The 26,106-nt window shown below is 39.0% G+C and carries 21 protein-coding genes; 16 read left to right on the top strand and 5 right to left on the bottom strand.

Going from position 1 to position 26,106, the window contains the following annotated elements:
- The first annotated feature begins 5 nt into the window (after positions 1-5).
- From rseP to lpxA, 6 genes are read left to right on the top strand one after another with little or no spacing between them, the layout of a single operon-like run.
- Positions 6-1,361 carry an RIP metalloprotease RseP gene (rseP, locus tag F927_RS01565; protein ID WP_005080882.1) on the top strand — a complete coding sequence of 452 codons (1,356 nt, stop codon included), beginning with the start codon at positions 6-8 and terminating at the stop codon, positions 1,359-1,361.
- A gap of 34 nt (positions 1,362-1,395) precedes the next feature.
- On the top strand, positions 1,396-3,984 hold the full coding sequence (bamA, locus tag F927_RS01560; protein ID WP_005080880.1) for an outer membrane protein assembly factor BamA: 2,589 nt from the start codon (positions 1,396-1,398) through the stop codon (positions 3,982-3,984).
- 44 nt (positions 3,985-4,028) lie between these two features.
- Positions 4,029-4,517 carry an OmpH/Skp family outer membrane protein gene (locus tag F927_RS01555; RefSeq protein ID WP_005080877.1) on the top strand — a complete coding sequence of 163 codons (489 nt, stop codon included), beginning with the start codon at positions 4,029-4,031 and terminating at the stop codon, positions 4,515-4,517.
- Positions 4,518-4,520: 3 nt separating this feature from the next.
- Positions 4,521-5,591 (top strand): UDP-3-O-(3-hydroxymyristoyl)glucosamine N-acyltransferase, encoded by a 1,071-nt coding sequence (lpxD, locus tag F927_RS01550; RefSeq protein WP_005080875.1) that lies wholly within the window; start codon positions 4,521-4,523, stop codon positions 5,589-5,591.
- 6 nt (positions 5,592-5,597) lie between these two features.
- Positions 5,598-6,083: a 3-hydroxyacyl-ACP dehydratase FabZ gene (gene fabZ / locus F927_RS01545; RefSeq protein ID WP_004639006.1), complete on the top strand. Its 486-nt coding sequence runs from the start codon at positions 5,598-5,600 to the stop codon at positions 6,081-6,083.
- On the top strand, positions 6,080-6,868 hold the full coding sequence (lpxA, locus tag F927_RS01540) for an acyl-ACP--UDP-N-acetylglucosamine O-acyltransferase (RefSeq protein WP_004639009.1): 789 nt from the start codon (positions 6,080-6,082) through the stop codon (positions 6,866-6,868). Before fabZ ends, lpxA begins: the two co-directional genes overlap by 4 nt.
- A 52-nt stretch (positions 6,869-6,920) precedes the next feature.
- Here the strand turns inward: lpxA and F927_RS01535 are convergent, their stop codons facing one another.
- Positions 6,921-7,853: an AraC family transcriptional regulator gene (locus F927_RS01535; protein ID WP_005080871.1), complete on the bottom strand. Its 933-nt coding sequence runs from the start codon at positions 7,851-7,853 to the stop codon at positions 6,921-6,923.
- Between the two features lie 190 nt (positions 7,854-8,043).
- Between F927_RS01535 and F927_RS01530 the strand changes: the two genes are divergently transcribed.
- Complete coding sequence (locus tag F927_RS01530) at positions 8,044-9,282, top strand: alkane 1-monooxygenase (RefSeq protein WP_005080869.1); 1,239 nt, start codon at positions 8,044-8,046, stop codon at positions 9,280-9,282.
- Between the two features lie 184 nt (positions 9,283-9,466).
- Positions 9,467-10,819 (top strand): glutathione-disulfide reductase, encoded by a 1,353-nt coding sequence (gorA, locus tag F927_RS01525; RefSeq protein WP_005080868.1) that lies wholly within the window; start codon positions 9,467-9,469, stop codon positions 10,817-10,819.
- Between the two features lie 67 nt (positions 10,820-10,886).
- Here gorA and F927_RS01520 read toward each other — a convergent pair whose 3' ends face one another.
- The 4 genes from F927_RS01520 to F927_RS01505 form a co-directional block, all read right to left on the bottom strand.
- The gene (locus tag F927_RS01520; protein WP_005080867.1) at positions 10,887-12,086 is read right to left on the bottom strand and encodes an acyl-CoA dehydrogenase family protein; all 1,200 of its coding nucleotides are present in this window, start codon (positions 12,084-12,086) and stop codon (positions 10,887-10,889) included.
- Between the two features lie 15 nt (positions 12,087-12,101).
- Positions 12,102-13,388, bottom strand: a complete 1,287-nt coding sequence (locus F927_RS01515; RefSeq protein WP_171057161.1) for an acyl-CoA dehydrogenase family protein — start codon at positions 13,386-13,388, stop codon at positions 12,102-12,104.
- A gap of 236 nt (positions 13,389-13,624) precedes the next feature.
- Positions 13,625-14,998 carry an ABC1 kinase family protein gene (locus F927_RS01510; protein WP_005080863.1) on the bottom strand — a complete coding sequence of 458 codons (1,374 nt, stop codon included), beginning with the start codon at positions 14,996-14,998 and terminating at the stop codon, positions 13,625-13,627.
- A gap of 191 nt (positions 14,999-15,189) precedes the next feature.
- Positions 15,190-15,495, bottom strand: a complete 306-nt coding sequence (locus tag F927_RS01505) for a hypothetical protein (RefSeq protein ID WP_005080861.1) — start codon at positions 15,493-15,495, stop codon at positions 15,190-15,192.
- A gap of 166 nt (positions 15,496-15,661) precedes the next feature.
- Here F927_RS01505 and ybaK point away from each other — a divergent pair, with 166 nt between their 5' ends.
- The 8 genes from ybaK (at position 15,662) to actA (ending at position 26,057) form a co-directional block, all read left to right on the top strand.
- A complete protein-coding gene (ybaK, locus tag F927_RS01500) occupies positions 15,662-16,129 on the top strand; it encodes a Cys-tRNA(Pro) deacylase (protein ID WP_005080857.1) in 468 nt (155 codons plus the stop codon).
- A gap of 321 nt (positions 16,130-16,450) precedes the next feature.
- Complete coding sequence (gene acbA, locus F927_RS01495) at positions 16,451-18,235, top strand: acinetoferrin biosynthesis protein AcbA (protein WP_005080855.1); 1,785 nt, start codon at positions 16,451-16,453, stop codon at positions 18,233-18,235.
- Positions 18,228-19,709 (top strand): acinetoferrin biosynthesis monooxygenase AcbB, encoded by a 1,482-nt coding sequence (gene acbB / locus F927_RS01490; protein WP_005080852.1) that lies wholly within the window; start codon positions 18,228-18,230, stop codon positions 19,707-19,709. Before acbA ends, acbB begins: the two co-directional genes overlap by 8 nt.
- On the top strand, positions 19,706-21,523 hold the full coding sequence (acbC, locus tag F927_RS01485) for an acinetoferrin biosynthesis protein AcbC (RefSeq protein WP_005080851.1): 1,818 nt from the start codon (positions 19,706-19,708) through the stop codon (positions 21,521-21,523). Before acbB ends, acbC begins: the two co-directional genes overlap by 4 nt.
- Positions 21,524-21,550: 27 nt before the next feature.
- Entirely contained in the window at positions 21,551-22,189 is a 639-nt protein-coding gene (gene acbD, locus F927_RS01480) for an acinetoferrin biosynthesis acetyltransferase AcbD (RefSeq protein WP_005080847.1), read from the top strand.
- Positions 22,186-22,557, top strand: coding sequence for a protein ActB (actB, locus tag F927_RS01475; protein ID WP_005080846.1), 372 nt, complete (start codon positions 22,186-22,188; stop codon positions 22,555-22,557). The genes acbD and actB overlap by 4 nt, the downstream gene beginning before the upstream one ends.
- Entirely contained in the window at positions 22,554-23,789 is a 1,236-nt protein-coding gene (actC, locus tag F927_RS01470; RefSeq protein ID WP_005080844.1) for a putative ferric acinetoferrin MFS transporter permease subunit ActC, read from the top strand. Before actB ends, actC begins: the two co-directional genes overlap by 4 nt.
- Before the next feature lie 9 nt (positions 23,790-23,798).
- Positions 23,799-26,057 carry a putative TonB-dependent ferric acinetoferrin receptor ActA gene (actA, locus tag F927_RS01465; protein ID WP_005080842.1) on the top strand — a complete coding sequence of 753 codons (2,259 nt, stop codon included), beginning with the start codon at positions 23,799-23,801 and terminating at the stop codon, positions 26,055-26,057.
- Positions 26,058-26,106 lie beyond the last annotated feature (49 nt).

Genomic DNA, 26,106 nt, shown 5'->3' with positions numbered 1-26,106 from the left:
ATCGTATGAATGCACTATTTATGATTGTTGCAGCGATTTTATTACTTGGTCCACTTATCGCTATTCATGAATTTGGTCATTATTGGGTTGCTCGTAAATTAGGTGTCAAAGTCTTGGTTTATTCCATTGGTTTTGGTCCTACGTTATTGAAATGGCAATCCAAAAAATCAGGTATTCAATATCAGCTTTCTGCATTACCTTTGGGCGGTTACGTCAAAATGCTCGATGAGCGTGAGGGAAATGTCGCTGAAAAGGATCTTCCTTATGCATTTAATCGACAATCACCTTGGAAAAGGATTGCGATTGTTGCAGCAGGACCACTGGTTAACTTGATTTTTGCTGTATTACTGTTCTGGATTTTATTTTTACCCGCTCAGGAACAATTGAACACACGCATTGGCAAGATCATGCCGGATACTGTTGCTGCACAGGTTGATTTACAGGTGGGTGACAAGGTGGTTGCTGTTGATGGTCAGTCAACACCAACTTGGGAAAAACTAAATTTTGCATTAATTAACCGTATTGGTGAGTCTGGGCAGGTTTCAGTCGTTGTAGACCGTGATGGTTCTGAAAAACAATTTAATTTGCCGATTCAGAACTTCCTTAAAGATCAAAGTCAGTCTCCTTTGGATGCATTGGGGTTTTTACCTTATCGGCCGATGATTCCAGCAGTAGTAAAAGAGCTGACTACTGATGGCGCTGCAATACGTCAAGGCATGAAAGAGGGTGATCGAATTGTTGCGATTAATAATGTCGCAATGAATGACTGGTTTGATGTGGTTAATGTAGTACAAAACTCCCCTGAAAAATTGCTGAACATAGATGTAATGCGTCAGGGTGAATTGGTTCATTTACAGATGATCCCTCGTGGTCAACGTGACAATATGGGTAACGTTACGGGTGTTTTGGGTGTTAAAAGTGATGCAGGTAAAGTCACGATACCAAATGAATATAAGCAAACAATTCAGTACACACCTTTAGAGGCTTTAGGTGTTGCTTTTGATAAAACAGTACAACTTTCACAGATGATTTTTAACTCGATCGTTAAAATGATTCGAGGATTGATTGGTCTGGATAATTTATCTGGTCCAATTACGATTGCTAAAGTGGCTGGACAAAGTGCGGAAATGGGATGGCAAACTTTTATTTCCTTTATGGCACTTATGAGTGTGAGCTTGGGAATTTTAAACCTGTTGCCAATTCCTATGCTTGATGGTGGTCATCTGGTTTATTACTTTATCGAGATCATCCGTGGAAAACCTGTTTCTGAACAAATACAGATATTGGGTCTAAAAGTTGGTATGTTACTGCTCGGTAGCATGATGCTTTTGGCTTTATTTAACGACTTCATGCGTTTATAAAAACGCAAATGGAATTTAACTTACTGGAAAATATATGGGCATGCGTCACACACATTTATTAATGCCTTTGGCACTGGTTAGTGCGATGGCAGTGGTACAACAAGCATACGCAGCAGATGAGTTTCTTGCACGAGATATACGAATTGATGGGCTAGTGCGTTTAACACCTGCAAGTATCTATTCGATGTTACCAATAAATAGTGGTGATCGTGTAAGTGACCCAATGATCGCGGAAGCAATTCGTAGCTTATATGCTTCGGGTTTGTTTGATGATATCAAGGCATATAAGCAAAATGATGTTTTGGTCTTCAACGTTGTCGAGCGACCAGTTATTTCAAAACTGGAATTTAAAGGCAATAAACTCATTCCTAAAGAAGCCTTAGAACAAGGCTTAAAGAAAATGGGTATTGCTGAAGGGGAGGTTTTCAAAAAATCTGCGTTACAGATTATTGAAACTGAACTAGAGCAACAATATACCCAACAAGGGCGTTATGATGCTGATGTGACGGTTGAAACCGTAGCACGACCAAATAACCGTGTTGAGTTGATGTTGAATTTCAACGAAGGTACTGCAGCAAAAGTTTTCGACATCAACATTATCGGCAACACAGTATTTAGTGATAGTGATATTAAGCAGGCTTTTGCAGTAAAAGAAAGTGGTTGGGCTTCTATTGTTACTCGTAATGACCGTTACGCTCGTGAGAAAATGGCAGCGAGTTTAGAAGCATTGCGTGCTTTATATCTGAATAAAGGTTATATCAACTTTAATATTATTAACTCTCAACTTAATATCAGTGAAGATAAAAAGAATATCTTTATTGAAGTTTCAGTAGATGAAGGCAGTCAATTTAAGTTTGGTGAAACCAAATTTTTAGGTGATGCTCTTTATAAACCAGAAGAGTTAAATGCCTTAAAGCTTTATAAAGACGGTGAGACTTATTCGCAAGAGCGTGTAAATGCGGTTAAGCAATTATTACTGCGTAAGTATGGTAATGCAGGTTATTACTACGCTGAAGTCAATGTCGTTCCAGATATTAACAATGAAACTGGTATTGTTAATCTAAATTATTATGTGAATCCTGGGCAGCAAGTTACAGTTCGTCGTGTTAACTTTTCAGGAAACAATAAAACTGCTGACGAAGTCTTACGCCGCGAAATGCGTCAGATGGAAGGTGCTTTAGCAAGTAACGAAAAAATCGACCTATCTAAAATTCGTTTAGAACGTACTGGTTTCTTTAAAACAGTAGATGTAAAACCTATTCGTGTTCCGAACTCGCCAGACCAAGTTGATCTGAATGTTGCCGTAGAAGAGCAACACTCAGGTACAACTACACTTGCTGTGGGTTATTCACAAAATGGTGGTGTGACTTTCCAAGCAGGTTTAAGTCAAACCAACTTTATGGGTACTGGTAATCGTGTTGCGATAGATCTTTCTCGTTCAGAGACACAAGATTACTACAACTTAAGTGTGACTGATCCATACTTTACGATTGATGGTGTAAGTCGTGGTTATAACGTTTATTATCGTAAAACGAAGCTTAATGAAAACTATAACGTTAACAACTACGTCACGGATAGTATAGGTGGTAGTTTAAGTTTTGGTTATCCAATTGATGAAAATCAGAGTTTAAGTGCTTCACTTGGTATTGATCAGACTAAAGTCAGAACTGGTCCAAGTGTATCGACTTATATTCGTGATTATTTACTTGCAAATGGTGGGAAACAGACAGGGTCAAGCTCTTATTGTGCAGGTTCTTACAAATCACAAAGAGAAATTGATATACATAATGGCCAAGAGAAACCTGTTCCTCCTGACGGATATGATTTACCGATTCATTGTGTTGATGATGAGTTTAAAGCATTAGAGTTAGATGAGTATGGAAATGCATTTGAAGGTAAGTACCTGACTTATATGCTTAATTTGGGTTGGTCATACAATACACTGAATCGCCCTGTATTCCCGACTTCGGGTATGTCACATCGTGTTGGTCTTGAAGTTGGTCTTCCTGGTAGTGATGTTGATTATCAAAAACTGACCTATGATGCTCAAGCATTTAAATCACTCGGCGCCGGCTTTGTTCTCCGCGGTTACGGAAAGTTAGGTTATGGTAATGATTTACCATTCTATAAAAACTTCTATGCTGGTGGTTATGGTTCAGTACGTGGTTATGATAACAGTTCTTTAGGGCCTAAATATCCAAGTGTGATTTTCCAAGAAACCGAACGGAATGATCCTGATCCAGAAGAAGTGGGTGGTAATGCACTTATTCAGTTTGGTACTGAATTAGCCTTGCCAGTTCCATTTAAAGGTGACTGGGCTAGACAAGTACGACCAGTCATATTTGCTGAAGGTGCACAAGTTTTTGATACCAAATGTGATATTTCAAATAGCGCGTATGGTGAGAAAGGTATGACCATTAATGGGCAAAAAATTACCGATGTTAAGCAATACTGTAAAGATAATTACGGTTTAGATTTTGGAAATTTACGTTATAGCGTAGGCGTTGGTTTTACATGGATTACCATGATTGGGCCTTTATCACTGAGTTATGCTTACCCGCTTAATGATAAGAAGGGCGATGATACTAAATCAATCCAATTCGAAATTGGTCGTACTTTCTAAGTACGACCTCGGTTAAATTTGTAAAATATATAAAAGACGGACTCATGAAAACATTAACAGCACTGGTATTCGGTTTGGGTTTAACTGTATCAGCTTTTAGCAATGCTGCTGGTATAGCAGTGGTAGACTTAGCAAAAGTTGTTGAAAGCAGCACTTATCTCAAACAACAAAATGCAAGCTTAGGTCAGTCAGTAAAACCAACATCGACGAAGTTAGAGCAGTTAGGCAAAGAAATTGAGACTTTACAGCAACGTGCTCAATCGGCAAATCAAGCGGATTTGCAGAAACTTTCGGCTCAGTACCAAGCAAAAGTGAATGAATTCAATACGACACAACAAAGCTTGCAGACTAAAGTTCAGTCAACTTTGCAAACGATGAATAGCACATTTGAGAATCGTGTGAAGCAAGCAGCTGAACAATTGCGTAAAGAGAACAATTTAGACTTTATTTTGAATAAAAATTCTACGATTGCCTCTGACGCTCAGTATGATTTAACTGATAAAATGATTCAAAAGGTCAATGCAATGAAATAATCAATGAATAGACGTAGTTACCGTTTAGAAGAAATTGCTCACCTTGTACAAGGTGAGTTTTTTGGTGAAAAAGACTTCGAAATTTTTAACTTAGCAAGTTTAGAACAAGCACAAAGTCAGCACATAAGTTTTGTAAATGGTGATAAGTATTTAGCACAGGCTGAGTCAAGTCTTGCTGGCGTTTATATCGTCACACCGACATTAAAAGCGCAATTGAAAGATAAGAAAAACTTTATTATTGTTGAAAATCCTTATTTAGCTTTCGCAATGTTAACCCATGTTTTTGCAAAAAAAATAACTCAACGTGGAATTGAAAGCACAGCCCAGATCCATCCTTCAGCTATCATCGCAGATGATGCCTATATTGGTCATTATGCTGTAATTGGTGAAAACTGTGTGGTTGGTGCTAACACGATTATTCAAGCTCATGTATTTTTAGATGATCATGTTGAAGTGGGCAAAGATGGTTTCATTGATACTCATGTGACGATCACAGGCGAAGCAAAACTTGGTGATCGTGTTCGTATTCATGCAAATACAGTGATTGGCTCTGAAGGTTTTGGTTTTGCACCATACCAAGGAAAATGGCATCGAATTGCCCAGTTGGGTTCTGTTCGTATCGGAAATGATGTTCGTATCGGTTCAAATTGCAGCATTGATCGTGGTGCTTTAGATGACACAATTTTAGAAGATGGTGTCATTATTGATAACCTTGTGCAAATCGCTCACAATGTACAGATCGGTGAAAACACTGCGATAGCAGCGAATTGTGGTATTGCAGGAAGTGCGAAGATTGGCAAAAACTGCATACTTGGTGGGGCGAGTGGGGTTGTTGGACACCTAGAAATCACAGATAATGTGACACTTACAGCAATGTCAATGGTCACAAAAAATATTTATGAAGCTGGAACCTATTCTTCAGGAATGGGACTTTTTGAAAATAAGCACTGGAAAAAGACGATTGTACGTTTAAGACAATTAGCAGATGTGCCATTGACCCAAATAATGAAAAGACTGGATCATATGCAAGCTCAATTAGAGTCCCTTGAATCAACCTTAAAGTTACGTAAATAATTTATTATGACCGAGTCTACATTACCAGCATTTACAATGCCTGAATTACCAATGGATATTCTCACCATTCGTGAATATTTACCGCATCGTTATCCTTTTTTATTGGTTGACAGAGTAACAGACGTTACAGAGAACAGCATCGTTGGCTATAAAAATGTGACGATCAACGAGGAGTTTTTCCAAGGGCACTTTCCAGCTTACCCAATTATGCCTGGTGTTTTAATCATTGAAGCATTAGCGCAAGTCTCTGGTATTCTGGGTTTTGTACTCACTAACCAAAAGCCAAAAGCAGGTTCATTATTTTTATTTGCCGGTGCAGAAAAAATAAGATTTAAGAAACAGGTTGTTGCGGGTGACCAGCTTGTCTTAAAATCTGAACTTGTGATGCAAAAACGTGGCATTTACAAGTACAATTGTACTGCAAGTGTTGACGGCATTGTTGCGGCAACAGCTGAGATTATTATTTCACACCAGAAAATTGAGCAGGCATGAGTAGTCAAAATTTAATACATCCTACAGCAATTATTGATCCGTCTGCAGAAATCGCATCTGATGTGCAGATCGGACCTTATTGTATTGTGGGTCCAAATGTAAGTATTGACACAGGTACAAAATTACACTCACATGTAGTGATTGGTGGTTTTACACGGATTGGTAAAAATAACGATATTTTTCAATTCGCAAGTGTTGGGGAAATCTGCCAAGATTTGAAGTATAAAGGCGAAGAAACTTGGTTAGAAATTGGGGATCACAACACGATTCGTGAGCATTGCACATTACACCGCGGTACTGTACAGGATCAAGGTCTGACTAAAATTGGTAGTCATAACCTTTTTATGGTCAATACGCACATTGCACATGACTGTATTATTGGTGATCACAATATTTTTGCCAACAACGTGGGTATTGCTGGACATGTACATGTGGGAAATCATGTCATTGTTGGTGGTAATGCCGGTGTACATCAATTCTGTCGAATCGATTCATATAGTATGATTGGTGGCGCTGCGTTGATCCTGAAAGATGTGCCTGCTTATGTGTTGGCTTCCGGTAATCCTGCACATGCGCATGGTTTAAATATCGAAGGTATGCGACGCAAAGGTTGGTCGAGAGAAACGATTCAGGGTCTAAGAACTGCATACAAACTGATTTATAAATCAGGTTTGACAACTGAACAAGCAATTGAGCAAATTCGAAATGAGATTTTAGGCTCAGTTTCAGAAGCGCAGTTGTTGATTGACTCATTAGAACAATCAACACGTGGCATCGTACGATAATTTATTGGTCATTTAAAAAAGACACCTCGGTGTCTTTTTTTATTTGTACAATTTAAGGTTCAACTTCAACATATTGCTGTCGATATTGCTTAGGTGATAATTCGAAAGTTCGTTTAAATGCTTGGCTGAAAGCTGTTTCAGATGAATAGCCCACTTTATTGGCGATGACTTGTATAGAGTAGTTGCTTTTACGTAAATATTGGCTTGCTAGGCGCATACGATGCTGTTGTAAATAGGCGAGAGGAGACTCACCAATTACTTCATGGAATAAACTCGCAAACTTCGAGCGTGACATACAGCACTGCTCTGCAAGGGATTCGACAGTCCAAGCACCTTCCGGATGATTGTGAATTGCTGCGAGACTATTACTAAGCTCGGGGTGATTTAATGCACTAAGCCAGCCATGTTGACTCGAAATTTGTTGAATATGGTCGCGGATACATTTGATCAGTAAAATATTAACTAGATGATCGATAATAATATCTCGACCTGCTTGAATATTTTGAGTCTCTAATGCCAGAAAATGTAATCCAATTTGCAGCCATTCAGGCGCTGTATTATCACCTTGTTGAATATGAATGAGTGAGGGTAGAGCTTGAATAAATGGACGAGCCATAATCGTATCAATTTGACATCGGATGGTAAGTATCAGATTTTTTTCAGATGATTCTGTACCAAACTCAACTGCTTCTTCACGATGACCGTCAAACAATTTTGAGATATCAACCGCATCAATAAGCTTGGTGATGGCATTATCTGCGCCTGTATGTGCCTGTCCCGATGGTATTAAGACAATTTCACCTGCATGTGCGACGAGATTATTCTGCGCATTAATTTGAATATATACTGAACCGACTAAAACAATGTGTACGATCAAAGCAGCTTGATCTTGGCAAATGAATCCCCATTCTCCTTGTGTTTTCAAATAGATATATTCAGTGTGATTTAAATGAATATCTGCAAAAATTTTACTTAAGGCGTCCATATGCGTTTTATTTAATGTATGTAATTTAAATTATAGAGAGCTATTGTAATAACTCAATATGTGTTTTTAGGACAAAAACAGGGGGGATTACGCCAAAGACTTATACATAGGTTTTTTGGACGCTTGCAACTGTCATCGCCTTCATAATTCTTCAAAATATACATATATATACGAAGACATGGATACGACGATGAATGCGCCAGTAAATGTTAGTCAAGAACTTACGCCAGTAAGCATTCCAAAATCAAAAACTGAATTGGATCGTAAACGTTATCTATGGGCCATCAGCCCAGCTTTACCTGTAATTGGAATTGGAATTTTAGCAGGTTATCAATTTGCACCACGTCCCCTAAAGAAAATTTTTGCTTTGGGCGGACCGATTGTTTTACATATTGTCATTCCAACAATTGATACGATTATTGGTAAAGATGCGAATAATCCAAGCGATGAAGATATTAAATTGCTGGAAAAAGATCCGTATTATTCTCGCTTAGTAAAAAGCTTTATTCCATTACAATATGCTGCAAACTTATATGCATGTTATTTAACAAGCCGAAAAGAAACCTCTTTTCTTGATAAAATTTTGCTTGGTGTTTCAATGGGTGCGATCAATGGTATCGCCATTAATACGGCACACGAGTTGAGTCATAAACATGATCGTGTTGATCATATTCTTTCTCACTTAGCATTGGTACCTACAGGTTATAACCATTTCCGTGTTGAACATCCTTACGGTCATCATAAGCGTGCTGCAACTCCTGAAGATCCAGCGTCTTCACAAATGGGAGAGACTTTTTACGAATTTTGGCCACGTACAGTGATTGGTTCTTTAAAATCTGCAATTGAGATTGAAACCAATCGTTTAAAACGTAAAGGCAAAGAGTTCTGGTCTACAGAGAATGAGTTGTTACAAGGTTGGGGCATGAGTGCTGCATTTCATGGTTCAATGGTTGGTTTATTTGGAAAAGGTGTAATTCCATATTTAGCAACTCAAGCATTTTATGGCATTAGTTTATTTGAAATTATTAACTATATTGAACACTATGGTTTAAAACGTCAAAAAGATGCAAACGGCAAGTATCAACGTACAATGCCAGAGCATAGCTGGAACAACAATAATATCGTAACGAACTTATTCTTGTACCAATTGCAACGTCACTCGGATCATCATGCTTATCCAACTCGTCCATTCCAAGCTTTACGTCATTTTGATGAGGCACCAGAGTTGCCAAGTGGTTATGCAAGTATGCTTCTACCAGCATTGATTCCACCTTTATGGTTTAAAATGATGGATAAACGTGTTGTTGATCACTACAAAGGTGATTTAAACAAAGCGAACATTTATCCAAAACGTCGTGCAAAACTTTTCAAAAAATTTGGCGGGGTTGATCAATCATTAGTACAAACGTCTACGGAAACTACAGACTAATACTAAAATTTGAGGTCTATTAATATTTACAGACGCTCATCATGTTCCAAGCACTGTTCAGAAATGATCAGTGCTTTTTTCTTGTATTAAAAAATTAAAAAACCACGGTTTTTACAAATTCTTATTGTATATCTATATAACCTAGAATCAAAACAGCACTTACGATAGATTTTACGAGGCGATGATGACAAAACATTATGATTATATTGCGATTGGCGGCGGTAGTGGCGGGATTGCATCAGTTAATCGTGCTGCAATGTATGGAAAGAAATGTGCATTGATTGAGAAAAGTGAAATTGGGGGGACGTGTGTAAACGTGGGATGTGTGCCTAAGAAAGTGATGTGGTATGCAGCACATGTTGCGGAGACGATACAGAAATATGCACCAGACTATGGATTTAATGCACATGTTGAATCATTTGATTGGCAGCATTTAATTAAAAATCGGCAAGCTTATATACAGAGAATTCATAAGTCTTATCAAAATAGCCTAAGTAGCAATAAAGTGGATCTTATACAAGGTGAGGCGACCTTTATTGATACTCATACGATTGAGGTTAATGGTAATCGACTTACTGCGGATCATATTTTAATAGCTACAGGGACACAGCCATCATTACCTGATATTGAAGGGGTTGAATATGGGATTGACTCTAATGGCTTCTTTGAGTTATCTGATTTACCTAAAAGAGTAGCTGTTATAGGTTCTGGCTATATTGCGGTTGAACTTGCTGGTGTACTCAATACATTAGGCTCCGAGGTCGGGCTATTTATCCGTCAGAATCGACTAGTACGTCGTTTTGAATCATTTATTAGTGAAACACTTATGACTGTGATGCAAACAGATGGTATTACGGTACACACGCAAGCTGTTCCCAAAAAAGTCACAAAAAATGGGGATGGTTCGGTGGTGCTCCATTTAGAAAATGGTGAAAGTCATACGATCGATTGTCTTATCTGGGCAACAGGTCGAGAACCGAATACAGCAAGTTTAGCTCTAGAAAAAGCGAATATTGAGCTTGATGATAGGGGCTATATCTGCGTTGATAAATTCCAGAATACATCGCAAGCGGGCATTTATGCTGTAGGGGATATTACTGGAAAAATGGAACTTACACCTGTTGCTGTGGCGGCAGGACGTCGATTATCAGAACGGCTTTTTAATAATAAACCTGAAGAACATTTAGATTATGAAAATATTCCTACAGTGGTCTTTAGTCATCCGCCTATAGGTACTGTTGGAATCACTGAAGATGAAGCGGTAGATCAATATGGTCAGGAAGCTGTAAAGGTATACAACACCTCTTTTACGGCTATGTTTAGTGCAATTACTGAACATCGTCAACCTACGAAGATGAAGCTAGTTTGCGTGGGTAAGGATGAGAAAATTGTGGGGATTCATGGTATTGGATTTGGGATGGATGAAATTCTACAAGGCTTCGCTGTTGCTCTAAAAATGGGAGCGACTAAGAAAGATTTTGATAATACCGTTGCGATTCATCCAACTTCTGCCGAAGAGTTTGTGACCATGAGATAAAGTATTAATGAAATGTAAAGGCTAAAGGACGTTATAAAAACGTCCTTTAGCCTGTCAGAAGAGGAAATTATTTTAATTCGCTCGATGATTTACCCAATTCACGACGCGCGATGATCAATTGCTGAATCTGTTGTGTACCTTCAAAAATATCTAGAATTTTTGAGTCACGTGCCCATTTTTCCAGCAATTCATCTTCACCATAACCTACACTTGCAGCTAGCTCTACACATTTCAGCGTAATTTCATTGCCGACACGACCAGCTTTGGCTTTAGCAATTGAAGCTTCTTTAGAGTTCGGCTTTTTATTGTCTGCCATCCATGTCGCTTTAAGCATAAGTAAACGGGCGGCTTCCCACTCAGCCTCCATACGATAGATTTGTGCAGCCAGATTTGAACTTTGCAAATACGGTGTTTGATAGTCAGGATCAAGTTGATCTTTGAAAATCTCTTTGATACGTTCTAAAGAGGCTTTTGCACAACCAATTGCCATCGCTGCAACAAGTGGGCGTGTATTATCAAACGTTTCCATTACTCCTGCAAAACCCTTCGCCACGTCGATATCAGGATTACCTAATAGATTTGCAGCAGGCACACGACAGTCGATGAAACTAATGACTGCAGTATCAGATGCTTTGATTCCAAGTTTATGTTCGAGACGTTCGACTTTCATTCCCGGTGTGCCTTTAGTCACAACAAAGGATTTAATCGCAGCACGTCCAAGTTTCTTATCTAAAGTTGCCCAAACGACAACTGAATCAGCACGTTCACCTGAAGTAACAAAGATTTTTTCACCGTTTAGAATATAATCATCGCCATCTTTGGTTGCAGTTGTACGAATAGCTGCAGAGTCAGAGCCACAACCCGGTTCAGTGATTGCCATTGCAGCCCAAGTGCCTTTGAAGCGTTCAAGTTGCTCATCATTGGCAACCGCAGCAATGGCAGAGTTCCCCAAGCCTTGGCGTGGCATACTGAGTAATAATCCAGTATCGCCATAACACATTTCAATAATGCCAAGTGCTGCTGACATATTACCGCCATTTACGATCGAATCTGGATTGGCTGTACCGCGCTTGCTAGCATTTGCTGCACCTACGCCTTCGCCACTTTCATTCATCCCATCTAGTAAGGCAGCTAACATATCCAGTTCTTTGGGATAGGCATGTTCAGCTTTATCATACTTACGAGAAATTGGACGTAATACATTAATGGCAGTTTCGTGTGCTTGATCAACCAGCATTTTAAATTTTTTCGGATTCTGTAAATTCATTATTATTCTCCAAAATTAAGCGTGTAAGCCAGAATGCAAGATTGCGGTCGCACGTAAATCACGATACCAACGTTCAACAGGATGCTCTTTGGTAAAGCCATGCCCACCCAAGATTTGAAAGCCATCCGTACCGATTTTCATTGATTTTTCAGCACAGAGTAGTCGTGCCAAATACGCTTCGCGGTGGAATGGTTGTCCAGCTTCCGCCAAACTTGCTGCGTTAAGTACCAACATACGCATCGCGTCAATTTCAATGGCCATATCAGCAATCATGAATGCAACGCTTTGACGGTGTGAGATTGGTTCACCAAAGGCAGTACGTTCGTTTGCATATTTGATGCAATACGCTTTTATAGCTTCACAAGTCCCGATAGCCATTGCACACCACATCAAATTACCTAAATCCACAAACGCAGTGTAATCGAAGTCTGTATCACCTAAGCGAAGAGCAGGAGTTTGATTGAATTGAAGTGTCGCAGTCTCTGCTGCTTTTAAACCCATCGCGGGATTTGCTTTGATTGCAATCGTTTCATCACACTGCACTACAAAGATATCGGGTTTTCCGTTCCATTCAGCACTGACAATAAAGACATCTGCTGTATCACCTAAAACAACGAGAGTCTTTTCACCTGTGATATAGAATTGTCCATTTTGCTCAGTTGCTTTTGTTTTTAACTGGAATGGATTAAATGCTGGGGTTGCTTCTTGGAAGGCGAAAGTAGCAGTAACATCTGGATCTTCTGCAAACACAGGTAAATACATAGATTGAACTTGGGTTGAACCCCAACGAGTCATTGCATTGATCACACTAAAGGTACTTAATAGGCCTGCGGTTAAACTGAAATCACCGTTAGCAAGACTTTCTGCAATTAGAATATTACTGACAATATTTTGTTCAGCCGCAACACCGCCCAAAGCTTCGGGTAATGCGTAGTAATTTAAACCAAGATCAGTTAAATGCTGCCAAAGTTCTTCTGGAAATTGGGCATGATGATCTGCATCATGCGCTAAGGTATATAAAACCTCTTCAGCAAATTGTGACATGGCATCGCAGGTCATTTGCTGTTCTTCAGTTAAACTCAGATCAAATAGGTTTTTATTGCTTTGATTTGGTAGACGCTGTTTATCTATTGCTTGCGGTTTAAAGGCTTTTTGTGTTTTAGTCAGCACCTTAAAGCCAGTCTTTGAACCTTGATATAGCGATTTTTCAACAAATTTTCGTAGCTTGAGTTGATCAAGCATTTCGCTTCCTGCGATTTTTGTGATTAGAGATAGCCCGAAACCTTGAGCCTTATTCATCATATTAGACATGACTTTATCCTAGGGGATGATTGTAAATTCATGCTGACATGCCCCAGTTAAAAAAACTATGTCTTCTTTGACACGCTGAATTGAGAACGATAAAGCGTAATGTGAATACCTAAGTGGATTTATCTTATTGTTTTTTAAAATTTTAAAAAAATGATGAAAAATAAAAATTAAAAAAAATTGACCAATCTGACAAATCAGATTGGTCAAGATGACTTTGTATAGGTATTTTATGCAAATTGACGAATCATTTTACGGACGTTTGTCTTTGCATCAATGACGGTCATAAAGGTATATGCACCAATAAATTTACGGCTAATAAACATAAATTCTTTTGGGGGAACCGAGAAGTAGCGAGAAGCCATTGATTGCGCTGCTTGTTGCATCACTCGACTATGAAGGTGACTTTTCTTCCAGTCATAGCGATCTTGATCATCTATAATACCAATAGGCATGTCTGGATTGTTTTCAGGGCAACTAAATGCTTCAGTTGCAATTAAGAAAACATCTGCCATGCCTGGTTTAATACTTTCTGGCATACCATCAAAAAATTCGTAGCCTGTCATCGCTTTGACCATGGCTGCTTTGTCGTGATCATAGCCCGCTTGAATTAGGTTACGCGCAACAGACAGCAAATTCTCATCGAATTGACGTATCGCACCAAAATCAAGTAATACAATTTTATCGCGGACGTCAGTACCGTTCCCTAAACGGACTAAATAATTACCGAAGTTAGGATCGGTTTGCATTTCACCCCATTCAAATAATTCACGTACTGCGATCTCTAATGATGCTTCGCCCAATTGATTTCTACGTTCTTGTGGCAAAGAGAGCATGACAGGGCTGTTTACAGGAACACCACGCTCGAAAGTCATACAGAGCACTTTTTCAGCACAGAATTCATTGACAATCTGAGGGACAATATATCGAGGATCTTCTTTTAAACGTGCAGCAAAGCGACGTGTGGTCGCAGCTTCGATGCCATAATCAACTTCTCGATGCATCATTTCTCTAACTTCATCAAACCATTGATCAAATTCACGGGTCTGCGGAACCATGCGCGTGAGTTTAAGCATGTTTTTGAACAGATTCATATCTGAATCAATCGCTTCAGCTACACCTGGATATTGGATTTTAAGCACTAATTCTAAACCATCCGATTTACGGATAGCACGATGTACTTGAGCTAATGAAGCTGTACCGATTGGCTCATGGTCGATGGTCAGATCGTCCATTCTAGAGCCTAGTTGTTCTTGTAAATGTGCTTTAATAGCAGGCCAAGCCAAAGCAACAGTTTGGTTGTTCAGCGTGTTTAATGCTTGAGTAATTTCTTCAGGCAGGAAATGTTCGCCATATAAGGCCATCATTTGCCCGATTTTTACGATCGAGCCTTTTAACTTTCCAATTTCAGAAACCAAATAATGAGCTTGTTCAGCCATCGCTTTCTTACGTTTCTTTTCTTTATCTTCTTCACTTGAAAACATAGAAGTAGCACTTGCGGTTGCCCAACGTGTTCCAGCAAGTAATGAGGCTTTAGCGATAGATAAGCGACGATCCACAGATGAGGTTTTTAGGTTCTTGAGCTTATCGTTCTGATCTGACATGAAAGAAAAATCCTATGCTGAAATCGGAGGGTTGAAAGCTGAGCGTAAATTGTAGTGGATATTACAGCGTTTGAACGTATTAAAATAGTTCAATCTCTTGAATTATCAGTCTAAATTTGTGAAATAGATCAATATTTATAAAATAGCCTAAGTAAATAATCGAATTTTTTAGACGCTAATGGATCTCTACATTAAATTCTAAACTGAATTTTTAATTCAGATTTTTTCATCAAATAAGTACGGTTACTTTGGATGTGCTGCTTTAACATTTGTTTGACTGAATTATGGTGAAAACCTAATGCATGAGCTTTAACAATAATAATACTGGGCAGGGTAAAGAAAAAATATTTGGTATCTTCTAAAGTCGCGTCTTTAAAGATCCCTTCTTCAATTAAGGTGTGTTTAAGCAATTGTTTTTCAGCCTGTACGATACTTGAAGACTCATCATTCCAGTAGTTTTGGCGCATTGCCATTAGATTATTATGTTTGTAGCTCATTTGATTGCAGGTCCTATTTTTGATCAACATTGAAGAATATATGCGGGTAGTTGAGTAATTATCAAGAATAGATTTATATCAAAAATAGCCTAAGTAAATTTAAACATTTAACCTAAAATGCTACACTATTCCCACTTTAAAATTTTTATAACATCACTGAGTAATCATGACGCCAGCTTGTAAATTGCTTGAAAAACACAAAATACCTTTTTCAATTCATGAATATGAGCATGATGTAAATGCTAAAAGTTTCGGTCTAGAAGCTGCTGAAAAACTAAATTTGAATGTTGAAGAAGTATTTAAAACGTTGATGGTTACTGATGAAAAAAACTTTTTTATTGCGATATTACCTGTAAACCATCTATTAAATTTGAAAAAGGTTGCTTCTGCAGTTGGTTGTAAAAAGTTGCAGATGGCAAATCCCAAAGATGCTGAGCGTTTGACTGGCTATCTTGTTGGGGGGATTAGCCCCTTGGGTCAAAAGAAACGCTTAAAGACTGTGATCGATAAAAGTGCACAAGCATTTGATAAAATTTACGTTAGTGGTGGAAAGCGTGGGCTTGATATTGGACTAAAGCCGCAAGATTTGGCAAGTTTATTAAATGCTTCATTTTTTGACATATTAGATTTTTGATGTGGGGAAATATTACATTTGAGACTATTTAAAAATTTTATACATCTATAAAAACTATTGATGGCTACAAGCTGATCATTTTATTTAATGAGAATTATTATTATCTTTTTGTATCTTTACTGAGCAATATCCCTTATTAAACAAAATAAATTCAATGATTTAGTGCTGTTTTTCTAGGTTCTTTTATGGAATTGAAATAGTAAATGATAATAATTATCATTAGTTCCATCTTAACTACAAACTCCCTTGTACTTAAGATGTGTTTCAGGCCTAAAACATTTCGAAAAACAAATTAACTCTTTTGAAAGAGGATATCGACAGATGCAATCACTTGCTAATCGGTTGGCGTTACAACATTTCGTCAATGCATATACGCAAGAAACTGGCAAAGGTCACTTGCTTCATAAAAGTCAGCAATCTCTTCAACTACAGACGTTTAGCCAAGGTTTGACGCTGTTATCAATACCGATTACCTCTATTCAAGCACGTTGCTTTTTCCCTTTATCTTATGTGAGCTGTGTGGGGCGACATCGCTTAGCAGATCTTCCGCAAATTATTATCGATGAAAAAATTAAGGTATTTAGTCCTGTAGCAATTGTTGGGTTGTTGCTAGAAGAACTTGTTCAAGAAGCCGCTGTTCATCTAGATGCTGCTTCATTAGTTGAAAAATGGATTCAAAGTCGAGATGCGCTACAACAGTTTTTACAAAATCGTGAATATGAATTTGATGATTTAGTAAAAGCAGGGCAAAGCTTTATTGAAACAGAGCAAGCTTTGATTTTAGGGCATAGTATGCATCCCGCGCCAAAAAGTAGGACAGGCTTTGTTCATGAAGATTGGTTGAACTTTTCTCCTGAAAATAAAGGTAAGACTCAACTTCATTATTGGCTAGTGCACCAAGATTATATTGCAGAAGGTAGTGCGACTGATGAACCTATTTCAGCGCAATTAAAAACCGCGTTACAGTGGTATTTATCTGAAAGTGATCTCAATTTATTAAAGACACATGCGGAATATAAGTTACTTCCTTTACATCCATGGCAAGCGCGTTATTTACAGGGCAAAGCTTGGTTTGAACGATTAAAGCAAACAGGGCAACTGATTGATTTGGGCTTGCGTGGTTGGCAATTCTCTCCAACCACTTCCATACGCACATTAGCGAGCTTCAATGCACCTTGGATGGTGAAGCCGTCACTTTCAGTGATGATTACCAATTCTATTCGAGTGAATTTGGCCAAAGAATGTCATCGTGGTGAATTGACACATCGTCTGTGGCATAGTGAGTTTGGGCAAAATATTCTTAAACAGTGTCCAAGTCTAAAAGCAGTCAATGATCCAGCTTGGATCGCTTTAAAAATCGATGATGAAGTGATCAATGAAAGTATTTGTATTTTCCGAGATCAACCATTCCATCCACAACAACAAGTCACTTGTATCGCATCTTTGTGCCAAGATCATCCGATTAAGCCTTTAAATCGTTTTAATGCCTTATTTGCAAAAATTGCGAAAGCCCATCCTGATGCTGAAGTTTCAGAGATTGCTTCAGATTGGTTTAATCGGTTCCTCGAAGTCAGTTTGCAGCCTTTGATGTATCTATACCATCGTTATGGTATGGCATTTGAGTCACATCAACAAAATGTATTATTAGAACTCGAAAACCATTTTCCTAAAACTTTATGGTTACGTGATAACCAAGGTTTTTATTATATTGAAGAATTTGCCACTGAAATTCTGCAAGCACTTCCTGAACTGAAAGAAAAAGCCTTTGCGGTAGGTCCGAAAGCTTTTGTTGATGAACGTTTTAGTTATTATTTCTTTGGCAATACTTTGTTCGGGATTATTAATGCCATCGGTGCAACAGGCTATATTACTGAAGATGAATTGTTAGCGCATCTAACTGGATTTGTAGAAGAGCAATTACAGCAATATCCTGAGAGTACCTTAATACAAGGACTACTGTTCAATTCAACGCTGCCTTATAAAGGCAACTTGCTGACACGTTTGCATGAATTAGACGAGTTGATCGCACCTGTAGAAAATCAATCTGTTTACGTGCAACTGCCAAATCCGCTGCGTATTTCACAGAAGGATGTCAGTTATGCTTGATTTTATTGGAGTTGGTCTAGGGCCTTTTAATTTAAGTCTTGCTAGTTTGCTACAAAACAAAAGCTCACTCAATTACGTGTTTTTTGAGCAAAAGGCGCAATTTGATTGGCATGCAGGTATGCAACTACCTAATACGGTATTACAAGTGCCATTTATGGCAGATTTGGTCTCGATGGTTGATCCAACCAGTCCATTTAGTTTTTTGAATTATCTGCGTCATCAGCAACGTTTGTATAAGTTTTACTTTTTAGAGCAGCCACATATTCCACGTTGTGAATACAACCATTATTGCCAATGGGTTGCAGAACAACTTGATTGTATCGAATACCAGTCGCAGGTTCTAAAGATTGAACCTCAAACGATAGGTTTTAAAGTAGTCGTTGAATCAAACGGTGTTCAGCAAAGTTATTTATGCCGTCATTTGGTGGTTGGTAGTGGCAATGTGCCTTATTTGCCTGAATGTTTGGCAAAAATTCAGAAAATCCGTCCACAACAATGTCTTCATTCAGCACAGTATATGACGCATGCCGATACAGATTTACATGGCGATGTGGTCGTACTTGGTTCTGGACAATCTGCAGCTGAAGTGTTTATCGACTTATTTGATGAACAGCAAGATACTGTCAATCATCAGTTTGATTTGCATTGGTTTACGCGTTCTCAGGGTTTCTTCCCGATGGAGTATGCGCCATTAGGTTTGGAACATTTTAGTCCAGATTATGCTCAGCATTTTTATGATTTGACTGTGCAGCAAAAGGAACATCAGTTAAAGCAACAAGCCTTGTTATACAAGGGAATTAGCGCAAAAACCATTCGTGAAATTTATCAGAAATTTTATCACCGCAGTATTGCAGGTCAAAGCTTACAGACACATTTACATAGTCAATGTGATTTGAAAGATGCAGAAGCATTGGATACACAAAAAATCCGACTGCATTTCCAGCATCGTGCTACAGCTCAGTCTTTTCATCTCGACTGTGATTTTCTTGTAGCCGCGACGGGTTATTTCACGCCTGATTTTGGTTTTATGCAGTTGCTCAAGCCATACATAGAGTTTGATCATAAACAGCGTTGGCAGATTACAGACGACTATCGTGTTGTACATCGGCTGAATGGTCATATTTTTGTTCAAAATCAGGAAATGCATAGTCATGGTGTCGGCACACCTGATTTAGGTCTTGGTGCTTATCGTGCAGCAACGATCATTAATCAATTGCTTGCTGAGCCTCTTTATGAATTAGGCAATCAAGCGCAGACATTCCAACACTTTAATCTCTCTCAAAATCCAAAAATTTGTATGGCAGATGACAAAGCACAATCAAACGAGTGCCTTTGCGAAAATTCTCCCAATAAAAACCATTCAATTTTCAAGAAAACAGAACAGAACGTGATGACGGCGCATCCTAATCGTCGTGGTGCAAACACTCGTACACAAACTGCTTCTGTACATTCAACATATGAGAAACTGATATGAACTTTGCAACTTTAAAAATTAATCAGCAGCAATGGCGTGCCGCAGGACAACGTCTTATTGAAATGGCGATTGCAGAGTTTCTATACGAAGAAATTATTGAAGTTAAAGCATTGTCAGCAGGGCGTTATCGTTTAGATTTAGGCAATCGTCAGTATGAGTTTCAAGGAAATCAATATCTACTCGGACACTGGAATATTCAGGAAGCTTCGGTACGCGATGTGACTCATAGTCAGGAAAATGATCAACCTGCTTGGAACTTACATGAGTTCATTGTCGCAATGTCTGACAGTTCTAATGTTAAGCCATTTACCAAAGCGTATTTGATCAAAGAAATGAATAATACTTGGCTTGCAGAAGCACATTTGTTCAATGAAACACGTTTGCCAAGTATAGCGGTTTTGACAGAGCCACATTACAAAGTTGAAGGCATGCTACGTGGTCATCCCTGGCTCATCATGAGTAAAGGGCGTATGGGTTTTGGTTATGATGATTATTTAAGCGCTGCACCAGAGCTTTCACCTGAAGTTAAAGTATTGTGGTTAGCCGTACATCGTGATTTGGCAGAGTATCGAAGTACTGAAGATTGGAGTGCCTGCGGTTTATATCAACATGAATTTGATGCCAATGAACTACAGCAATTCATCAATATTCTCCAAGAAAAAAATCTAGACCCGCAAAATTACTTTTTAATTCCAGTACACGCATGGCAATGGCATCAATGGCTCGTTCCGACTTATGCCAATGAGATTGTCGATCAGAAAATCATTGAGCTGAATATCAGCCAAGATAGCTATGTGCCGATGCAATCAATCCGCACATTATGCAATACGTCAAACCTACAACGCCATTACATTAAGTTGCCTGTCAGTATTTTTAATACCGCTGTTTATCGTGGATTACCCTCAAAGCGTAATCTAGCAGCTCCAGCAGTGACCGCATGGTTAAAAAGAATTCATCAACAAGATCAAGACTTACAAAATACAGGTGTGATTTTCTTAGGTGAAGTTGCGACTTTAACTATCCATCAGCCTTGTTTCGATCGCATTGATGGCGCACCGTATCAATTTAAAGAGCTGTTCGGTTGTTTATGGCGTGAAAGTGTTGATCGTTATGTTGATTCATCTCATCAAGTGTTATCTCAAGCAGCATTGTTACACCGTGATATTTCAGGTCAATCGATCTTGAGCGTGTTGATCCAGGCATCAGGTTTAAGCCCTTTGGCTTGGTTAGCACAATTTGCTCAAGTAAGTATGAGTCCATTATTACTTTGCTTATACCGCTATGGTTTGGCATTTTCACCACACGGTGAGAACACGATGTTGGTACATGAAAATGGAGTACCAAAAGCTATGGTATTAAAAGATTTCATTGATGACATTAATTTGGTGGATGAGGATTTCCCTGAGTTAGCTCAGTTACCACCTGAAGCGGCTTTGTTATTACGACATGAGGCGACCGATCTAAGTCATTTTATCTTCACTGGTCTGTTCATGGTTCATTACCGCTATATCTGTAATGTGTTCTTGCAAGACTATCCTGAATATTCTGAGCTTGATTTCTGGCAGACCATTTCCAACACAATTGTTGAATTTAACCACAAACATCCAGAACTGGCTGAACGTGCTGATAAATTCGCCATGCTGCGTCCTAACTACACCAAAATTTGCCTAAACCGTGTACGTCTATTTACCACAAGTTATAACGATGAAGCAGAGCGTCCTGTGCCTGTCTTTCTTGATCCCATTGCAAATCCAGTTAGCCCAGAAACATTGAAAACGTGGGCACAGCAACCTCGCCAAGCGAAAGTGGGCTAATTTTATTCGTCATTTTATAGGTTCGATATGAAAACAATCTCTCAGCAATTACCAGATTATTTTGAATACTTTGAAGATGGAACTCAGTACTACTTACGACAAGTGAAATATCCGCAGGATATTCCTTTATTGCACAAATGGATGCATGAACCACATGTGATTCCACAGTGGCAGCTAAATAAATCGGAACTGGAGTTACAAGTTTACTTCGACAAAATGCTTGCAGATGACCATCACCGTTTATTGATCGTCGGAATTGATGGCAAAGATGTGGGCTATACCGAAATTTATGAGGGTAAACGAGATCGTTTAGGCCGTTATTACGATGGTGATGACAATGATCTCGGTTGGCATTTGCTATTTGGTGACAAATCAGTGTTCGGTAAAGGTTTTTTACGCCCAACTATTCGTTTACTCAGCTTCTATATTTTTGAGCACTCTAAAGCGAAAAAAATTGTGGGTGAGCCAGATCATACCGTCAAACCTTATGCAGCAGTGGTGGCAGAGCTTTGTTATGAAAGCCAACGTTTAATACCGATGCCTGAAAAAACAGCGATGTTGTACTACTGCTTTAGAGAAACTTTTTATCACAAGTTTGGGGAATATTACCAAACATCACAACAACAGCTAGCAGATCGGCCAGCCAAAATCCTGAGTGTTACATGAGCTTATATATCAATGAAATGCATATCCTAGACATGCGCTTTGCAGCGCATGTCTCGGTAGCAGAATTTGAACAATGGTTAGCACGAATTCAGCACTATTTCGAACATCAGCGAAATTTTGTGTTGATCATGCAAACTGATGAAAATACAGAATTTCCGGAGGAATATAGAGCAATCCAAGGCAAGTGGTATAAACAATATAAACAAGATTTTTACCAATATTGCTTAGGTTTTGCGCGTATTGCTCAGGATGACGAAGATCGTATTCGATTGGATACACCAGCACTACACAAAGCTTGGCACGTCCCATATTTTGTCAGCGTAGATAAAACTGAAGCCATGCAATGGGCGATGCAGAGGTATTTATGAATCAAAATTCATTAAATATTCAGAAAGTTTCAGCCTTAAGCCTAAGTGTCGTGGTGGTTTTATACCTCGCGCATGCTTTACCACTGTATTTTTACAACGTGGCATTACCAGCGATTCTGCGCCATCAAGGTGTAGATTTACGTTGGATTGGCATGTTGTCGTTGCTTTATATTCCTTGGGCATTCAAATTCTTTTGGGCGCCTTTAATTGATCGTTTCTACTTAAAAAAACTAGGAAAGCGTAAGACTTGGTTGCTATTTACACAAATTGCACTGGTGCTAGGTGTTGTTGCTTTGGCATTAACACAGTTTGATTATGGCCTCGGTGTATTTGTCATTGTTGGTTTATGGATTTCAACTTTTGCAGCAACTCAAGATATTGCCATTGATGGCTATACCGTCGAAACCTTTTCAGAGTCTGAATATCGCTTAGGAAGCATGGCACAAAGCATCGGCGTTGCGCTCGGTAGTATGGTGGGTGGAGCAGCAACTTTATGGCTTTACCAGCTTTATGGCTGGCAAACTGCATTGATTTCCTTAGCCGCAATGACGGCACTGACTATGTTTGCGATTTTCCAAATCAAAGAAAAATCAATTTCTGAGAAAATCGCTAAACATCCACCAAGTCTGATTCGTGCGTTTAAACGTCCAGAAATGTTATGGGCTTTAGCTTTGATCGTGTGTTATCGCTTCGTTGAAGCACCTGCAATGGCAATGCTGAATCCGATGCTAATTGATCAAAAGTGGTCTTTGGCAGAGATTGGAGTGTTGATGTCTGTGATCGGTGCGGGTATTGGATTATTAGCTGCTGTATCTGCTGCATTTCTCTTGAAAAAAATAGCAGCTACACAATTACTGATCTGGGCAGGCTGGGCACGTACTTTGATTTATGCCTTGTTGGGTGCAGCTGTTCTACTCAGTTGGTTTGATCAATGGCACAGATTACTTGGTGTATTTGTAGTTGTCATTCTTGCAATTCGTTATATCGCGATGACGGCGTTATATGCACATTTCATGCAGACCAGCTCTAAAGATCAAGCAGGAACGGATTTTACGATTTTGGTCTGTTTTGAATTATTGGTTTATTTCATTGGTGGTGCGATGTCAGGTTTCTTAGCTAAAGCGTTTGGCTATGGAAATTTTTATTTAATTCTCGCCGCTGCATCCATTTTAAGCGTTTTACTCAGTCAAGTTTTGATTTCTAAAGCAAAACAATCGAAACAACTTATCTAGGGGCTACTTATGAAAGTTCATACACTTTCGACAACACTAACACTTCTAAGCTTGGCAGTAAGTGCCCAGCTTTATGCTCAAACAACTGAGATCGATACCACGATTCAAAATAATGTTGCAGCAGAAGTCCAAAAACCAACACAACTTGCGCCAATTGTTATGACAGCAACTCGTTCAGCACAAAGTATCGCTGAAATTGCAGGGACAGTTCAATCAATCGAACAGAAACAAATTGGACAACAAGCGGCGGCTGGACGAAAGTTGGCAGATATTCTAGCTCAACTGGTTCCATCACTCAGCCCGAGTAGCGGAACAACCACTAATTACGGTCAAACTATGCGTGGCCGTCAGGTGCTTGTCCTTATTGATGGGGTTGCCCAAACAGGTTCACGTGATGCCGCACGCCAACTAAATAGTATTAGCCCTGATTCAATTGAAAAAATTGAGGTGGTTTCAGGTGCAAGTAGTATCTACGGTTCCGGTGCAACAGGCGGTATTATTAATATCATCACAAAGAAAGGGACTGGTGATGGTGTAAATTTTGAATCAAAACTTGGTGTTACATCTGGCGATAATTTTAAAAATGATGCACTAGCTTATGAAGCTTATCAATCAGTTGGGTTTAATCAAGGTGATTGGAGTGGTTTCTTAGGGGCAGGCTATACCAAACGTGGTGAAATCCAAGACAGTCATGGTAATCGCATTGGACCAGAGATTGCACAAACGGATCGCCAAGATACAGAAACGGTTGATGTGAATGGTCGTTTAAGCTGGCAATTTACTGATACCCAAAAAATAAGTTTGGGGGCTCAGTATTATAATGACAAACAAGATTCAGAGTATGGTCCAGATTATGGTCCAGACTTCGCAGTTTTAAAAGGCAATCCACCGAGTTTAAAAGCACTCAAAGGTTTTGAAATCGATGATCAGCCATTCACCAAACGTTATGATGTAAATACGCAATATCAAAACACGGATTTACTTGGGCAAGAGCTGAATATAGAAGCATATTATCGCAATGAAAAAGCGCGCTTTTACCCGACGGTTTTAGCTAACTTTATTCCTGCTGGATATTATTTGGCTTACCAATCTGAGTCTGATATTGATGTTGCCGGTATTCGTGCTGCAATGACATCAAAGTTGAATGTTGCTGATCGTGATCTAAAACTGACTTATGGTATTGATTATGACCGTGAGAAAGATAAGCAAACAGCTGATTTATATAGTTTTACCCACAATGGTCTGAAATATCAAAATACAGGGCGGAGTTATGACTTTGGCCCAGATGCAACCATTAAAAACTTAGGTGCATTTGTTCAAGGAAATTATGATTTAACGGATGCATTGAATGTTCAAGCGGGCATTCGTTATCAACGTATTGAAAGCGACACCAGTGCATTTCAACCCACTGTTGCAGCTATTCAAGGTGATATCACCGGACAGCCGGTTGGAATGGTCGCTGCAGGTTCTGTTAAACACGACAAAACATTATTTAATTTAGGCGCTGTGTACAAATTAAATGACCAGCAACAAGTATTTGCAAACTTCTCTCAAGGTTTTAGCTTACCAGATATTCAACGTGTATTACGCGATGTTTCTGCTGGTTATGTAGTTCGATCAGGCAATGTTGATCCAATTACTGTCAATAGTTACGAATTGGGTTGGAGATTGCAAAATGACCTTGGTGCAAATCTTGGATTAACAACGTTCTACAATACTTCTGATAAAGTCATCCAGTTTAAAGCTGATCGTTCTGTAACTGTTGCAGATACAGACCAACGTATTTATGGTCTTGAAGCGAATGCAAGCATGCCAGTATTGGATCAATTTAGTGTCGGTGGGACATTATCTTATACTCGAGGTCAATTTAAAGACGCGAGTGGTTCTTGGCGAGAGCTGAACGCTTTTCAAATTTCCCCAATCAAAGGAACATTATTCGGTGAGTGGAATGATGGCAAGGGCAATAGTCTAAGAGTTCAGATGCTTGCCGTGAAAGGTACTGATAAAGCATATGAAGATTCCCTCGTTGCCAAATATGATGAAAATGTTCGCCCAAATGCGGCAACTAAAATCAAGGGGTATGCAGTCATGGATGTGATTGCCAATGCCAAAGCAGGTCCTGGAACTGTAGGTTTTGGTGTCTATAATGTTTGGAATGCAGACTATAAAACGGTATATGGCCAAGCGGCTGAAGCAGTTTATGGTCCAATTTCTAGTCTACCAGCTCAAGGTCGTACCTACGGTCTAAGCTATACACTTAAATACTAATCCAATCATAAAGGCATCTGATTAAGATGCCTTTTCTTTTGATGAATAC

It is taken from the genome of Acinetobacter haemolyticus CIP 64.3 = MTCC 9819 (genome assembly GCF_000369065.1).
In the GTDB taxonomy this organism is placed as follows: domain Bacteria; phylum Pseudomonadota; class Gammaproteobacteria; order Pseudomonadales; family Moraxellaceae; genus Acinetobacter; species Acinetobacter haemolyticus.
This window is presented reverse-complemented; position numbering and strand designations above follow the sequence as displayed.